At 67.8% G+C, this 15,336-nt stretch carries 12 protein-coding genes; 7 read left to right on the top strand and 5 right to left on the bottom strand.

Annotated elements, in window-relative coordinates; all coding sequences use genetic code 11:
* Positions 1-16 precede the first annotated feature (16 nt).
* Positions 17-472, bottom strand: coding sequence for a TolB-like translocation protein (locus DFR24_RS06880; RefSeq protein WP_133880555.1), 456 nt, complete (start codon positions 470-472; stop codon positions 17-19).
* A 179-nt stretch (positions 473-651) separates the two neighbouring features.
* Positions 652-1,653 (bottom strand): FAD:protein FMN transferase, encoded by a 1,002-nt coding sequence (locus DFR24_RS06875; protein WP_133880554.1) that lies wholly within the window; start codon positions 1,651-1,653, stop codon positions 652-654.
* Positions 1,654-1,824: 171 nt separating this feature from the next.
* Here DFR24_RS06875 and DFR24_RS06870 point away from each other — a divergent pair, with 171 nt between their 5' ends.
* The gene (locus tag DFR24_RS06870; RefSeq protein WP_133880553.1) at positions 1,825-2,349 is read left to right on the top strand and encodes a disulfide bond formation protein B; all 525 of its coding nucleotides are present in this window, start codon (positions 1,825-1,827) and stop codon (positions 2,347-2,349) included.
* A gap of 22 nt (positions 2,350-2,371) precedes the next feature.
* Positions 2,372-2,854 carry a ribonuclease E activity regulator RraA gene (gene rraA, locus DFR24_RS06865; protein WP_133880552.1) on the top strand — a complete coding sequence of 161 codons (483 nt, stop codon included), beginning with the start codon at positions 2,372-2,374 and terminating at the stop codon, positions 2,852-2,854.
* Between the two features lie 59 nt (positions 2,855-2,913).
* Here the strand turns inward: rraA and DFR24_RS06860 are convergent, their stop codons facing one another.
* Positions 2,914-3,780: a bile acid:sodium symporter family protein gene (locus DFR24_RS06860; RefSeq protein WP_162851083.1), complete on the bottom strand. Its 867-nt coding sequence runs from the start codon at positions 3,778-3,780 to the stop codon at positions 2,914-2,916.
* Positions 3,781-4,118: 338 nt separating this feature from the next.
* Between DFR24_RS06860 and aceB the strand changes: the two genes are divergently transcribed.
* Positions 4,119-5,699 (top strand): malate synthase A, encoded by a 1,581-nt coding sequence (gene aceB, locus DFR24_RS06855; RefSeq protein ID WP_133880550.1) that lies wholly within the window; start codon positions 4,119-4,121, stop codon positions 5,697-5,699.
* Positions 5,700-5,810: 111 nt separating this feature from the next.
* Positions 5,811-7,121, top strand: a complete 1,311-nt coding sequence (gene aceA / locus DFR24_RS06850) for an isocitrate lyase (protein WP_133880549.1) — start codon at positions 5,811-5,813, stop codon at positions 7,119-7,121.
* 157 nt (positions 7,122-7,278) lie between these two features.
* Here the strand turns inward: aceA and DFR24_RS06845 are convergent, their stop codons facing one another.
* On the bottom strand, positions 7,279-8,460 hold the full coding sequence (locus DFR24_RS06845) for a YaiO family outer membrane beta-barrel protein (protein WP_133880548.1): 1,182 nt from the start codon (positions 8,458-8,460) through the stop codon (positions 7,279-7,281).
* On the bottom strand, positions 8,457-9,914 hold the full coding sequence (locus DFR24_RS06840; protein ID WP_162851082.1) for a glycosyltransferase family 2 protein: 1,458 nt from the start codon (positions 9,912-9,914) through the stop codon (positions 8,457-8,459). Before DFR24_RS06840 ends, DFR24_RS06845 begins: the two co-directional genes overlap by 4 nt.
* 132 nt (positions 9,915-10,046) lie before the next feature.
* On the opposite strand from DFR24_RS06840, the gene DFR24_RS06835 reads away from it, so the two are divergent.
* The 3 genes from DFR24_RS06835 to DFR24_RS06825 all read left to right on the top strand — a co-directional run bounded on the left by DFR24_RS06835 (position 10,047) and on the right by DFR24_RS06825 (position 15,245).
* Entirely contained in the window at positions 10,047-11,747 is a 1,701-nt protein-coding gene (locus DFR24_RS06835; RefSeq protein ID WP_162851081.1) for a tetratricopeptide repeat protein, read from the top strand.
* Positions 11,748-11,936: 189 nt separating this feature from the next.
* The gene (locus tag DFR24_RS06830; RefSeq protein ID WP_246051538.1) at positions 11,937-12,857 is read left to right on the top strand and encodes a histone deacetylase family protein; all 921 of its coding nucleotides are present in this window, start codon (positions 11,937-11,939) and stop codon (positions 12,855-12,857) included.
* Positions 12,858-12,881: 24 nt separating this feature from the next.
* Positions 12,882-15,245: a bifunctional acetate--CoA ligase family protein/GNAT family N-acetyltransferase gene (locus tag DFR24_RS06825; protein WP_133880545.1), complete on the top strand. Its 2,364-nt coding sequence runs from the start codon at positions 12,882-12,884 to the stop codon at positions 15,243-15,245.
* Positions 15,246-15,336 lie beyond the last annotated feature (91 nt).

Raw genomic sequence — 15,336 nt, 5'->3', positions numbered from 1 at the left:
TGCGCCCGTCCGGCAGTTAGTGCGCGCCCAGATCGTCGCCTTCGTCGGCCACCGCGTCGTCCGCGATGACCCGGCGCAGCGCACGCGTGCCCAGGTCCATCTCGAAGATGTGGAACGAGTTGTCGTCCGGTCCGCGCATCGAGAACAGCAGGCGTTTGCCGTCGTACGAGATCTCCGGCTCGGCGACGTCGCCTTCGCCCTGCGTGTAGACAGCGGTCAGGTTCTCCATGCCGGCGCTGGGCGAGGCCAGATTCATCATCATCAAATCGCCGCCGGCTTCGAACTCGATGGCGTCGGTGGGACTGCCCAGCGCCTCCGAATTGCGCTTGGCGAAGACGATGGGGTAGTTGCCCTCGATGGCCACCGAGTCGTTGTTGGGCGAGCTGCAGGCGCCAAGGCCGAACGTGCCCGCAGCGACGGCTGCGGCCGCCAGCAGGCGGACCGCAGATCCGAAGAATGGTGTGTTGATCACGTCCCGCCCCCTGGCGTTCGGAGCGCCCCCGACCGGCCGCGTCCGTGCGGAAACCACGATAAGTGCAGCTTGCACGAAATCCGCGCTCCAGCGCGTCGGGATCTCCGACCAGCGGCGGCCTTCTCGAGCCGAGCGCGCACGGCACGCGGATGCGTCGCCCCCGGTGTTCCGACCGAGCCTTACCTGCCGGTGGCGGGCTGCTGCAGCCCTGGCGAGTACCAGAGCCGGCCCTCTCCATCGACCATCACGGCTTCGTATCCAGGCAACTGGGCCAGCATCGCCATGCCCTTGTCGACACCCATGACGAACATCGCGGTGTCGAGCCCGTCGGTCAGCGTGGCGTCGGGTCCGATGACCGTGACGCTGCGCATGCCCTTCGACGGCAACCCCGTCGTCGGGTCGAGGATGTGGTGGACGCGTTCGCCATCGGGTCGGTCGAAGTAGCGTTCGTAGTCGCCGGCTGTGGAGATCGCTTCGTCGATGAGGGGCAGGCGTGCGATCACGCCATTCTCCACACGCGGATCGCGAATGCCGATGATCCATGGCTCGCCGCGGCGATCGCCGATCACACGGCTGTCGCCGCCGGCGTTGAGCAGTGCGTGACGGATGCCGCGCTCGCGCAGCAAGCTCGCACCGCGTTCCACCGCGTAGCCCTTGGCGATACCACCAAGATTGATGCGCATGCCGGGGCGGCGGAAGCGGATCGAGCGGGTGGCGGCGTCCAGTTCGACCGCACGCCAGTCGATCAGCGAAAGACGGTCGCGCACCGCCGCCGGTTGCGGCGCGACGCCGGCGCGCAGATCGTAGAGCTGGCCGATGCCGTCGTAGGTGATGTCGAAGCATCCGCCGCTGAGGCGGGCGAGGTCGAGCGATCGGCGGATCAGGTCGAAGAGTTCGGCGCCGACGAGGCAGGGACCCTGCGCGGCCTCGCGGTTGAGTCGCGAGATCTCGCTGTCCTCGCGGTAGGTGCTCATCAGGACGTTGATGCGGTGGTACTCGGCGATGACCGCCGCGGCCGCGGCGGCGGCGTGCCCGTTGTCCTCGTGCCAGAGCTCCACCGAAACCTCGGTGCCCATCAGCGGTTCTTCGAGCCGATGCCAGCCGGGTGCGCTGGCCTGGGCCGCGCCGGAGCCGCCCTGCTTGCGCGAGCCCGCGTCGCGGGCGCCGGACCTGAAGATCATCGGACGAAGATAGGCGGCCGCTGCCGGGGGGCGCAAACCTCTCGGGCAAGCAGTGTCGCGGGGGGTGACGAGTCGATGCCCGAGCGTGGTCCTGGCGGGCCCGGGCGATTCCCGTCGGCCCGGGGCTTGCGGGATAATCACGGCCCGAACTCGCTGCCGACCCTCGCCGCAATGCTCTCTTATCGCTCGCTGTGCCTGTTGGGCTTCCTCGGCTGCGTCGGCGGACTCGCGTTCGCGCTCTACCTGCAGCACTTCAAGGGCTTCGAACCCTGCCCGATGTGCATCTTCCAGCGCGTGGCGATGGCCGGCGCCGGCCTGTTCTTCCTGATCGGCGCCCTGCACAACCCCAAGGGCGGCGGGCGCTGGGCCTACGCGGTGCTGGCCGACCTGTGCGCGATCGCCGGCGTGATCATTGCGGCGCGCCACGTCTGGCTGCAGGGACTGCCGGCGGACCAGGTACCGGCTTGCGGGCCGACGCTGGACTATCTGCTGGGCATGCTGCCGGTGATGGAAGTCGTGCAGATGGTGCTCAAGGGCGACGGCAACTGCGCCAAGATCGATGCGCAGTGGCTGGGCCTGTCGCTGCCGATGTGGACGATGATCACGTTCATCGGCCTGAGCTTCTGGGCGATGCTCGCTGCAGCATTGCCGACGATCGCCGAACGCCGCGCCGCCGCTTCCGCTACCCGATCCTGAACATTCGAACCGAACCGTTCCCATGTCCTACGCCACGACCGATCTCTCCGACGCCCATCCCGAAGCCCAGACCTGCGACCCGGTCTTCAGCGACTTCGGCGGCCGCACCACGTTCTTCGGCCCGATCAAGACGCTGAAGGTGTTCGAGGACAACGCGCAGGTGCGCGCCACGCTCGAAACCCCGGGCGAGAACCGCGTGCTGGTGGTGGACGGCGGCGGCTCGACGCGCTGCGCCTTGTTCGGCGGCAATCTCGGCGTGCTCGCCGTGAAGAACGCCTGGGCCGGTGTGGTCGTATACGGCCTGATCCGCGACAGCGGCGAGATCTCGCAGCAGGCATTCGGACTCAAGGCGCTGGGCAAGCATCCGCGCAAGAGCGAGAAGGGCTTGCACAGCGCGCAGGCGGATCGCGTCGTGAAGTTCGCCGGCGCGACGTTCACGCCGGGCGCCTGGCTGTACGCGGATGCCGACGGCATCGTCGTCAGCGACAAGCCGATCCACGCGTAGCCCGGGTGCAACCCGGGGGGTCTCTCGACGGGTGAACGCAATCCCGGGTTTCACCCGGGCTACGGGGTTTCCGCGGCGTTCCTGCGGCCGATCATCCACACGAACACGCTCGCGGTCAGGATCATCTGGATGCCGTAGACGGCGCCGGGAATCATGTACACCGGCGCGATCATCGCGCCCACGGCCATCGTCAGCGTCGTGTTGTGCACGCCCAGCTCGATGGCGATGGCGGTCGATTGCCGAAGGTCGAGCTTCGCGCGCCGCGCGATGAACCAGCTCAGCGACATCGCGCAGAGATTGAGCGTCAACGTGGCGGCGCCGACGGCGACGAGCATGTTCAGTCCCTCGTTGCGCGCCTCGTAGATCGCGCCGCCGACGACGATCACGAAGAACACCAGTGCCACCCGCTTGACCCAGGGTTCGGCGCCCTTGGCGAAGCCCGGCGCCCAGGCGCGTACCAGCATGCCGAAGACCAGCGGCACGATCGTGATGGTCAGCACGCGCAGCACGATGCGCGTCATGTCGATCTGGGCTTCGGTCTGCTCGCCCAGGAAGTGCCAGGTCGCGAGGCCCAGGAACAGCGGCGTCGTGATCACGGCCGCCAGGCTGCTGACGGCCGTGATCGTGACCGACAGCGCCGTGTCGCCGCGGGCGAGGTGGGTCAGCAGGTTGGCCGTCGTGCCGCCGGGTGCCGCGCCCAGCAGGACCATGCCGACAGCAAGCTCCGGCGGCAGCCGGAACACCACGGCCGCCAGGAAGGCGAGCAGCGGCGAGATCAGCAGAAGATTCCCGAGCCCGATCACCATGCCGCGCGGATAGACCAGCACGCGCCTGAAATCGGCCATCGTCAGCGACAGGCCGAGGCCCGTCATGATCACGAACAGGGCCAGCGGAAGCAGGGTGGTGGCGAAGAAGCTGCTGGTCATCGGGGGCGGCTCGCGATCGGAGGTCGGTCGGCACAACGCGACGAGCCTGCCGGAAATGACCGGGGCGGGCGATGCAGGCGCATCCCATGACCGTGCCGGGATCTCGCCGCACAGCGCTGTTGCCGGCGCCAAATCGCCGTGTTCCAACGACCTTTGCGAGTGGGCCTGTGCCGAATTGTTGCATTGCAGCGTCAAGGGCCATTGGCTAGACTTCGCGCCCCAATTTTGTGGGGCTGGCGCCGCGCCCTGACCTCGTCGCGCTGCGCGATTTGAAATGGGGAGTGAAATTTGGTCACTCCCCATTTCAAATCGTCCCAAGAACAGGCAGGAGTTTTCGGATGAGTGGTGTCAAAGGCGTGGAAGTGCTGGGCTCGCTGTCGCCCGCGTACAAGAAGATTCTGACCCCGGCTGCCTTGGCCTTCGTCGCCAAGCTGGTTCGCAAGCACGGGCCCACGCGCGAAAAGCTGCTCGCCTACCGCAAGGAACGCCAGGCTCTCATCGACGCCGGCAAGGTTCCGGGTTTCCTGAAAGAGACCAAGAAGATTCGTGACGGGAAGTGGAAGATCGCCGGCACGCCGGCCGATCTGCAGGATCGTCGCGTCGAGATCACCGGTCCGGTCGACCGCAAGATGGTCATCAACGCGCTGAACTCCGGCGCGAAGTGCTTCATGGCGGATTTCGAAGATTCCGCCAGCCCGACCTGGGACCTGATGATGACGGGCCAGATCAACCTGGCCGACGCGGTGCGCCGCAAGATCAGCTTCACCAACGAAGCCGGCAAGGAATACGCGCTCAACGACCAGATCGCGACGCTGATCGTGCGTCCGCGCGGCTGGCATCTGGTCGAGAAGCACATCCTGATCGACGGCAAGCCCGCACCGGGCGGCATCGTCGACTTCGGCCTGTTCTTCTTCCACAACGTGAAGGAACAGCTCAAGCGCGGCACCGGCCCGTATTTCTACCTGCCCAAGATGCAGTCGCATCTCGAGGCGCGTTTGTGGAACGCGATCTTCGTCGACGCGCAGAAGGAACTGGGCCTCCCGCAGAAGACGATCAAGGTCACGGTGCTGATCGAAACGCTGTGGGCCGCGTTCGAGATGGACGAGATCCTGTACGAACTGCGCAACCACATCGTGGGCCTGAACTGCGGCCGCTGGGACTACATCTTCAGCTGCATCAAGACGCTCAACGCACACGGCGACTGGATGGTGCCGGACCGCCTGGCCGTGGGCATGGATCGCCACTTCCTGGACAGCTATTCCAAGCTGCTATGCGAGACCTGCCATCGTCGCGGCGCGCACGCGATGGGCGGCATGGCCGCCTTCATCCCGACCAAGGATGCGGCGCAGAACGAGATCGTGTTCGGCAAGGTCACGACCGACAAGCTGCGCGAAGTGAAGAACGGCCACGACGGAACGTGGGTGGCGCATCCGGGCCTCGTGCCGGTGGCGCTCAAGGTGTTCGACGAGCACATGCCGGAACCCAACCAGGTCTCCAAGCAGCTCAAGTACGGCATCAAGGCCAAGGATCTGCTGGTCAGGCCCGAGGGTGCGATGACCGAGGCCGGCCTGCGCAACAACATCAACGTGTCGGTGCAGTACACCGAGGCTTGGCTGCGCGGCAACGGCTGCGTGCCGCTGCACAACCTGATGGAAGACGCGGCGACCGCCGAGATCTCGCGCACGCAGATCTGGCAGTGGCAGCGTTACGGCGTGACGCTCAGCGACGGTCGCAAGGTCACGCCGGCGCTGGTCAACCAGGTCATCGACGAGGAACTCGCGACGATCAAGAAGCAGCTCGGCGCGGAGAAGTACGCCGCCAGCCGCATGATCGAAGCCGCGGGCCTGGTGGCGCGCATGTCCACGGCCAACAAGGTCGCGGACTTCCTGACCTTGCCGAGCTACGACTACCTCGATTGATTATTGCGGGAGGTCGGCGCGCGCGGTGAACCGTGAGCCTTCGTCCCGATTCCCCGGCAGCCGCCGGTTTCCACCGTTCACCGTTTCAAAACTCCCTGAGGTCAAGCAGCAATGAGCACCCGCGACGAGCAGATCAAGGCCCTCGAGAAAGACTGGGCAACCAACCCCCGCTGGAAGGGCGTCAAGCGCGGTTATTCCGCCGCCGACGTCGTCCGCCTCCGTGGTAGCCAGCAGATCGAGTACACGCTCGCCAAGCGCGGCGCGGAAACGCTCTGGGCCAAGGTCAACGGCGGCGCCAAGAAGGGCTACGTCAACGCCTTCGGTGCCATCACCGCCGGCCAGGCCATGCAGCAGGCGAAGGCCGGCCTCGAGGCCGTGTACCTGTCGGGCTGGCAGGTCGCTGCCGACGGCAACACCTCCGAGACGATGTACCCCGACCAGTCGCTGTACGCGTACGACTCGGTCCCCACGATGGTTCGTCGCATCAACAACACGTTCAAGCGTGCGGACGAGATCCAGTGGTCGCGCGGCATCGAGCCGGGCAACAAGGAATTCATCGACTACTTCCTGCCGATCGTCGCTGACGCGGAAGCCGGTTTCGGCGGCGTGCTGAACGCCTTCGAGCTGATGAAGAACATGATCGCTGCCGGCGCCGCCGGCGTTCACTTCGAAGACCAGCTCGCTGCGGTCAAGAAGTGCGGTCACATGGGTGGCAAGGTGCTGGTGCCGACGCAGGAAGCCTGCGAGAAGCTGATCTCGGCGCGCTTCGCTGCCGACGTCATGGGCGTGCCGACCATCGTGCTGGCCCGTACGGACGCCGAAGCGGCCAACCTGATCACGTCCGATCACGACGCCAACGACAAGCCGTTCCTCACCGGCGAGCGCACGCAGGAAGGTTTCTACCGAGTGAAGAACGGCCTCGAGCAGGCCATCAGCCGTGGCGTCGCCTACGCGCCGTATGCGGACCTGGTGTGGTGCGAGACGGGCGTGCCCGACATCGGCTTCGCGCGTGAATTCGCGCAGGCCGTGCTCAAGGCCTGCCCGGGCAAGCTGCTGTCGTACAACTGCTCGCCCTCGTTCAACTGGAAGAAGAACCTCAACGACAAGCAGATCGCCTCGTTCCAGGACGATCTCTCGGCGCTGGGCTACAAGTACCAGTTCATCACGCTGGCCGGCATCCACATCAACTGGTTCAACACCTTCCAGTTCGCGCATGCCTATGCGCGCGGTGAAGGCATGAAGCATTACACCCAGATGGTGCAGGAGCCCGAGTTCGCAGCGCGCGACCGCGGCTACACCTTCGTGTCGCACCAGCAGGAAGTGGGCGCGGGCTACTTCGACGACGTCACCACGGTGATCCAGGGCGGCTCGTCGAGCGTCAAGGCGCTGACGGGGTCGACCGAGGAAGAGCAGTTCCACTGAGGTTGCAGTAGGTCGTCATGCATCAACGGAAGGGCCGCGAAAGCGGCCCTTCTGCTTTGCGACGATCTGCGCGGGCCTTGTCGGGGCTGACGCCCCCCTACATACGTCTCGACCCTGCAGGAGGGGCGTCAGCCCCGACCACCCGCCCGAAGTCTGCTCACTGGAAGTGGCGCGTGAGGCCCAGGCTCAGCGTGTGATGTTCGTAGAACGCCTCGCGATCCTCGAACGCGTAGTCGAGTCGTGCCGCCGAGCGCGGACCCAGGCGCATGCCGCTGCCGATGGCCCAGGTCCGGAACTCGGCTTCCGCCTGTGGGGGCAGGGCTTCTTCGCCGTCGTAGTACGCGAGGTACGGGCTGAAGCGGCCGATGCTGGCGCCGTAGCGCGCCGACGCCACCGCGGTGTGCGAGTCATCGATGTTCTCGCTCAGCGCGTAGCGCAGCTCGAGATCGCCCGGCCCCAGTGCAGTCAGGCGAACACCCGGAATCAGGGTTCGCACCTCGCCGTCTCCGTACACGAGGTGGCGATAGCCGAGCAGCGGCTGCACGCCGCCTTCGACCAGCCATTCGACGAAGACCTGTCCCTGCTGCTCGGGCCGGAAGTCCGCGTGCGGCGTTCCGCCGGCCTCGACCCAGATCAGCCAGCGGGGTGTCGGCAACCAGTACGCGCCGGCCAGGATCTGGTTGTCGAACTGCTCGAACTGGTTCAGCCGGTCCCAGCGCGCGTAGACGCTGGTGCGATCCGACACGCGACGACCGATCTGCAGGAAGCTGCCGGACTCGGTGCCGCGTGCATTGCTGAAATCCTCGAACGCATGCCCGGCATCGAGACGCCAGCGCGGCGCGACCTCGGTGCGCGCCAGCAGGGCCGCGAGATCGCGATCATCGTCGCCGCGTGGAAGCGCGCGTGCCCGCAGATAGCTGTCCCGCGCGCCGCGCTGATCGTTCTGCGCGATCAGCACGTCGCCACGCAGCAGCAGCGCATCGTAGTGATCGGGTCGTGCCTGCAGCACGGTGTCGATCTGCGCCAGCGATTCGGTGCGCAGGCCGCTCCAGTACAGCACGCGCGCCAGCCCCAGCCGGTGATCGAGCGCCTGCGGATCCGACGCGATCGCGCGCTGCCAGGTGCCGATGGCGTCATCGTGGTGACCCTGCCAGCCCTGCACGGTCGCGAGTTCGGCCAGCAGCGCGGCGTCGTCCGGATGTTCGTGCAGCAATTCGACGAACGCGGTCTCGGCTTCGGCCAGCTTCTGCTCGCGCTTGAGGCGGCGGGCTTCGTCGAGACTCATCGCCGTGGCCAGCACGGGCAATGCAGCGCAGAGGAAGAAGAGCGCGCGGATCATGAAGGTGCTCCGGGGCGGCGTTGCGGAAACCACTCCACGCGCCCGGTCAGGAAGTTGAACCAGCCGCGCAGCGCTCCGAGGTGACGGATCAGCTGGAAGCAGAACGGTTCAGCCAGCGTGGCGACGACGGACCCGGCCCAGAGCGCCGCGCCGGGACGCTGCCCGATCCAGCGGTGATAGCGATCCAGCGCCCACAGGTGGTAGCCGAAATCCACCAGCAGCTTGGCGCCGATCACCCACAGCACCGCGGTCGTCGCGCTGCGCCAGTCGGTCAGCAGATCGACCAGCAACACGAAGGCGGTGAGTCCGAACAGCGGCTGCAGCGTGTCGACGGACTTGATCGGCAGCATCCAGCGGCCGAGCGCGCCATAGCGCGGATTGCCAACCAGATCGCCGTTGGCGAACTGGGTTTCCAGGAAGCCGGCGAACCAGCGCTGCCGCTGGCGCAGGAAGGCCTGCAGGCCGGCCGGCGCGTCGGTGTGCGCCTGTGCGGCGGCGATCACGCGCACCTGCCAGTCCAGGCCGTGATCGTGGCGATGGCGCTGCAGGCGATGGATCAGCTCGTAGTCCTCGACCAGGCTGCGCGGCTGGTAGCCGCCGATGCGCGCGAGCACGTCGACGCGGTAGGCGGCGAAGGCGCCGGATACGAGCAGCAGCGCGTCGAGCCGCTCCCAGGCGGCGCGTGCGAGAAACGCACGCAGGTACTCGAAGCGCTGGAAGCCCTCGAACACGGTGCCCAGCGGGGCCGGTGCGCAGTGCGGCGTCAGCACGCCGCAGGCCGCTGCCAGCGAAGGATTGCGAGCGAACGCGTGACGGATCGCATCGAGCGCGCGCGGGTGCAGCACGGTATCGGCGTCGAGCGTCAGGATCACGCTTGGGCCCACCAGCGGCCAGGCGCGATTGAGCGAGTCCGCCTTGCCGCTGTGCGGCTTGCGCAGCACGCCCAGCCCAGGATGGCGCAGCGAGGACGACACCCCGATCGCGGGTTCGGGCGGAATCGCGTAGCGGTCATGCAGCAGGGCGGCGGTGCCGTCGCTGGAGCCGTCGTCGACGATCCAGATCTCGTCGTCCGGTCCCTGCTGGTCGAGCACCGTGTCGATGCAGGCCGCCAGCACCCGTTCTTCGTTGCGTGCCGCGACCAGGATCGCCAGCGGCAATGCGTTCGTCGTCACCGGCAACGCTTCGGCCGAAAGATGGCGCGTCTTCCAGCCGACGAAGCCGAGCAGCCAGGTGTCGTACGCGATGTAGAGCAGTCCGGCGGACCAGCTCACGAGCTCTTCGCTGGCGAGCGGACTCAGGCTCGCCGTCGCCCAGCAGGTCGCGACCAGCCCGAACAGCCCGTGCCGGCGGAACAGCCGCGCCACCGGGATGCGGCCGGGCAGTCCCAGTTCGGGCAGGACGGGAATGGGTGGGCAGGGCGACAGGACGGCGTTTCCGGGACGCGAAAGCGGCACCGTAAGAAAGATGCGTGACGGTGCGGAGGCAGTTGATTCGGAGACAGCGGGCGGCGGCTCGCCGGTTTCGCTTGCACCGCCCCCGTCGCGGGCGTATGACAAGGTGCCGACAAGAACAACGGGAGAGGCGTCATGAACCGGACGGTCATCGGAATCGTTGCGCTGTTGGGGTTTCTGGTCGGCGTCGGGTACGTGTATCAGCACCGTCACGCGGCATCGCCGGCGACCGACGCCGTTGTTGCCGTCACGCCGCAGGCGCCGGTCGGCGCCACGCTGCTGCCGGGTCTGGGCGACTACACGTTCGCCGTGACCAGCACCCGCCCCGAGGTCCAGAAGTGGTTCGACCAGGGTCTCGCGCTCACCTACGGGTTCAACCACGACGCGGCAGAGCGATCATTCCTGAAAGCGGCCGAACTCGATCCCGGATGCGCGATGTGCTGGTGGGGCGCGGCGCTGGTGCTCGGTCCGCACGTCAACGCGCCAATGGACCCGGGCAACAACGGCAAGGCGTGGACGCGCATCGTCAAGGCGCAAGAGCTGGCCGCAACGACGACGCCTCGCGAGCAGGCCTTCATCAAGGCGCTGTCGGCGCGTTACGCCGAGAAGCCCGGCACCGACCGCCGCGCACTCGATGAAGCCTATGCAGCGTCGACCGGAGAACTGGTCAAGGCCATGCCCGACGATCTCGACGCGGCGGTCTTTCACGCCGAAGCGCTGATGGATCTGCATCCCTGGGATTACTACGACGCCAAGGGCGACGAGAAGGATCACACGGCGGAACTGGTTGCCGCCCTCGAATCGGTGATGAAGCGCAATCCGGACCACGCCGGCGCGCTGCATCTCTACATCCATGCAGTCGAGGCGTCGAAGAATCCGGATCGCGGTGCCGTTGCCGCGGATCGTCTCGCCGACCTGTTGCCCGGCTCGGGCCATCTGGTGCACATGCCGGCGCACATCTATACCCGCGTCGGCCGGTACCACGATGCGGTGGTCGCCAACCAGAAGGCGATCGCGGCGGATGATTCGTATCTGGCGACGTGCAAGCCCGGCATCGCGGTGTATCCGCTCGCCTACGTGCCGCACAACCACCACTTCCTGTGGTGGGCATCGTCGATGGAAGGCGCCAGCGCAGCCGCCATCGCGGCGGCCGACGAAACGTCGCGGCGTGCGAGCGTCCCCGAACTGCTGCGTCTCCCGGACTTCATCTTCCTGCAAGACTTCATGATCACGCCGATCAAGGCGCGAACGCAGCTCGGCCGCTGGGACGAGATCGTGGCGATGCCCAAACCCGAATCCGACCTCGCGTACCCGACCGCGTTCTGGCATTACGCGCGGGGGATGGCGGCCGTGCGACAGGCGCGGCTGGACGATGCGAAGCAGCATCTTGCCGAGCTGGCGAAGGCGAGCGCCGATCCGATCTGGGAGAAGGCCTTCATCGGTCCGCTGCATCCGCTGTCGGGTTCGCTGCGCATCGCGGAGCGTGTGCTCGCCGGTGAAGTCGCCGCCGCGGCGAAGGATTTTCCGGCCGCGCTGACGGCGCTCGAGTCGGCGGTCCAGATGGAGGACCAGCTCGTGTATTACGAGCCCCCGGTGTGGCATCAGCCGGTGCGCCAGACCTTGGGCGCCGTGCAGATCGCGGCAGGCAAGCCCGACGCCGCGGAAGCGACGTACCGTAAGGATCTGGAACGTAATCGCGAGAACGGATGGTCGCTGTTCGGGCTGGCGCAGTCGCTGCGCGCGCAGAAGCGCAACGACGAGGCCAAGGCGGTCGACGAGCGTTTCGGCAAGGCCTGGGCGCATGCCGACGTCAAGCTGGAGTCGTCGCGCCTCTGAAACGCGGAGGGCCGGGGTTGCTTCGACGCGTCGATGGACGGCAATGTCGCGCTTTGGGCAGGAGCGCATCGTGAACGTCGAAGCCGGGATCGTGATCCATCCCCGCCGTAGCCCGGATGAAGTCCGGGAGCGGGGAGGCCTGCGCCTCGTTCGCGCTTCGCGTCCGGTCGCTTCTCTTCGCATCTCGCCGTGAGCATCGCCGCCACGACGCCGCTGTGGATCACGCACGAGGCCTGCCTGCGCCACGACATGGGGCGCGGTCATCCCGAAAGTCCGGATCGCCTGGCCGCGATCGAGGATCGGCTGCGCGCCTGCGGCACGATGGATTTCTTCCGCCGCGAGCTGGCGCCGCTGGCCACGCACGAGCAGCTATTGCGCGTGCATGGCGAGGCGCACCTGGGTGCGATGCTGCGCGGCGCCCGGGTGATCGACGGCGACACGATCCAGACCGAGGAGACGCTCGAGGCGGCATTGCGTGCCGCCGGCGCGGTCGTCCACGGCGTCGAGCAGGTGATGGCGGGCCACGCGAGCTTCGCGTTCTGCGCAGTGCGCCCGCCGGGGCATCACGCGGAACGCGACCGCGCGATGGGTTTCTGCTTCTTCAACAACGCGGCGGTGGGCGCGGCGCACGCGCTGGCCCAGGGTCTCGAACGCGTCGCCGTCATCGACTTCGACGTCCACTACGGCAACGGCACCGCCGACATCATCCGGCGCGACCCGCGCATCTGCATGTATTCGACCTACCAGGATCCTTTGTATCCGCACTGGCCGGGTGCGAAGGACGCGCCCAATCTCATCGACGCACCGCTGCACGCGCGCGCCGGCAGCGAATCCTTCCGGGCCGCGGTCACCGAGCACTGGCTGCCGGCGATGGAGCGCCAGCAGCCGCAGCTCATCATCGTGTCGGCCGGTTTCGATGCGCACGAGCGCGATCCGCTCGCCGATCTGCGACTCACCTACGACGACTACCACTGGATCGGCGCAGTGCTGCGCGATGTCGCAGCGGAATGCTGCGAGGGCAGGGTCGTTGCGACGCTGGAAGGCGGTTACGACCTGCATGCGCTGGCGCGCAGCGTCGAGTCGTTCACGCACCCGTTCCTCGGACTCTGATCGCATGACGACGGTGGTTGCCTCGTGACCATCCGCAATCTCGACGTGCTGTTCCGTCCGCAGCGCGTGCTGTGGCTCGGTGAGCCGTTGAACGATGGCCAGCGGATCGTGCTCGAGAAGGTGCGTGCGTCGGGCGTGACGATGAGCGAGGCGCTGGAGGTGGCCGATTTCGTGCTCCCCCTCGTGCCGTCCAGCGAGCGGACGCTGGGCGTGATCCTGCAGGAGCGCCACGCCAACGCCGCGACCGTGGAGCGTCTGGGCGAACTCGGATGCCGCGCGCTCGTGTGGCCGTTGCACGAGCCGCCGTCGCGCGCGGTGCTCGAAGCGGCGCGTGCATACACGCTGCGCATTCTCGGTCCGCGCAGCGTCGGCCTGTCCCACTCCAGCGGCTTCGATGCGTCGATCCTGCCGCAGAAGACGGCATCGGGATCGCAGGCGCTGATCGTGCAGTCCCAGACCGTCGCCGCGGCAGCCGTCGATTGGGCCGCCGGGCGCCGCATCGGATTCTCCTGGGTCGCGGTGACGGGAGGCGAGAGCGACATCGACGTCGCGGACCTGCTCGATTACGCCGCGCTGGACGATTCCACGCGCAGCGTCGCCGTCGAAGTGGGCCTGATCCGCGGCGCCCGCAAATTCATGTCGGCGGCGCGTGCCTGTGCGCGCGCCAAGCCCACGGTGATCCTGCAGACGCGGTTGGCCGATCGCGCCGCCGCCGGCGCCGACCCGGTGCGGTCGGCCGCGTTCGCGCGCGCAGGTCTGGTCGAGGTGCCGAGCCTGCCGGGACTGTTCGACGCGCTGGCCGCCTTGCAGCGCCTGCCGGCCTTGAGTCAGCCGCGCGTGCTCGTGGTGGCCAACGGTGCGGCGCTGTGCGCGCTCACCGTCGACGCCGTGATCCGCAACGGGCTGTTGATCGTCGAATGGGCCGACGCCCTGCAGCGACAGGTGACGGCGCGACTGCCGACGGCGCGTTTCCGGCCGGGAGCGGTCGACATCGGCGACCCTTCGGTCGAGGACGGCGTGGCCGTGCTGCAGCTCCTGCTCGCGGCGGCCGCCGCGGACGTGCTGATCTACGTGCGCAGTCCGGTTGCGGGCCACCCGCACGAGCCGGTGGCGCGATCGCTCGCCAAGGCGAATCTCGGGCCACGGCTGCTCACCGTCTGGCTCGGACTCGAATCCGCATTGCCATCGCGACGGCTGAGCGCGGAGGCGGGACAGTCCACGTTCACGTCGCCGGACGCGGCGGCTCGTGCGGTCCGCTATCGCTGGGAATACACGCGCAACCGCGAGTTGCTGACGCAGACGCCGCCGCGGATCCGGCCCTCGAAGCTGGATCCGGCGAAGGTCACACAGCGCCTGCTCGAATACCTCGGTGCCGGAACCGACACGCGACCCGACGCCGCGCTCGAATTGCTTCGCGCGTATGGAATCGACTCGCAGTCACGGATCAAGCCGGGTTCGCTGATCCTGCAGCTGTCGCTGGAGCGGCATCCGGAGCTGGGCATGCATCTGGGGCTGCGCGTGGAGGGCCGGGGCATCGCCAACGCGATGGCCTACGGCTTCGTGCCGCTCGACGCGCTGCTGGCCGATCGGCTGCTGGCCTCGGCGGGACTCGAAGCGGGACCGACGCTCGACCGGCGCGACGTGGACGCGGCGAAGGCGGCGTTGATCGCCCTGTCGCAGATCGCGATGAACCAGCCGCACGTGGAGGGCGTGAGCCTGCGCCTGGTCGTGCACGAGGGCCGCGCGCGGGCCGCTGCCGACGCGCGGCTGCTGCTGACTCCCGGGCCGGCGCCCGAACGCGAGCGGCTGGCGCTGGCGCCGTATCCGGCCGCGCTGAGTCAGCGCGTGCGGCTGCGCGATCGCAAGGAACACGAACTCAGGCCGGTGCGCCCGGAAGACGAACCCTCGGTAATCGAGCTTCTCCAGAGCCTGGATTCCGAGACGGTGCGCTTGCGCTTCTTCGCGCACATCCGTCACTTCAGTCACGCGATGGCGGCGCGCATGACGCAGATCGACTACGACCGCGAGCTGGCGCTGGTCGCCCACGCGGTCGACGCACCGGAGGCGCTTCGCGCGATCGGCACGCTGATCGCGGACCCCGATGGGGCGGCGGCCGAGTTCGCGCTGCTGGTGCGGCAGGACTGCGGTCGCCTGGGCTTGGGCCGGGCCTTGCTCGGCGCCCTGATCGAGCACGCGCGGCGTCGCGGCATCGGCCGTGTCTGGGGCATCGTGCTGGCCGAGAACACGGCCATGCTGGAGCTGGCACGCGCGATGGGATTCCATCGCTTCCTGGATCCGGACGACGCGACCTGCCGCCGCGTGGAGCTGGTGCTCGGTGCCGCGCAGACCCCTGTCAGCGAGCCGGGCCTGCCCGCCTTCGTGCCCTGAGCGGTCTCGGGAAGGACCGGAACGCGGAGATTTGTCCGCACCCGACGCCAGCGGCAACGCTGGCATACTTGATCTCATGCACCGGCTCGAC

Source organism: Panacagrimonas perspica (assembly GCF_004364935.1).
GTDB lineage: Bacteria > Pseudomonadota > Gammaproteobacteria > Nevskiales > Nevskiaceae > Panacagrimonas > Panacagrimonas perspica.
The sequence above is the reverse complement of the archived record's forward strand: the minus strand, read 5'-3'. Positions and strand labels throughout refer to the sequence as shown.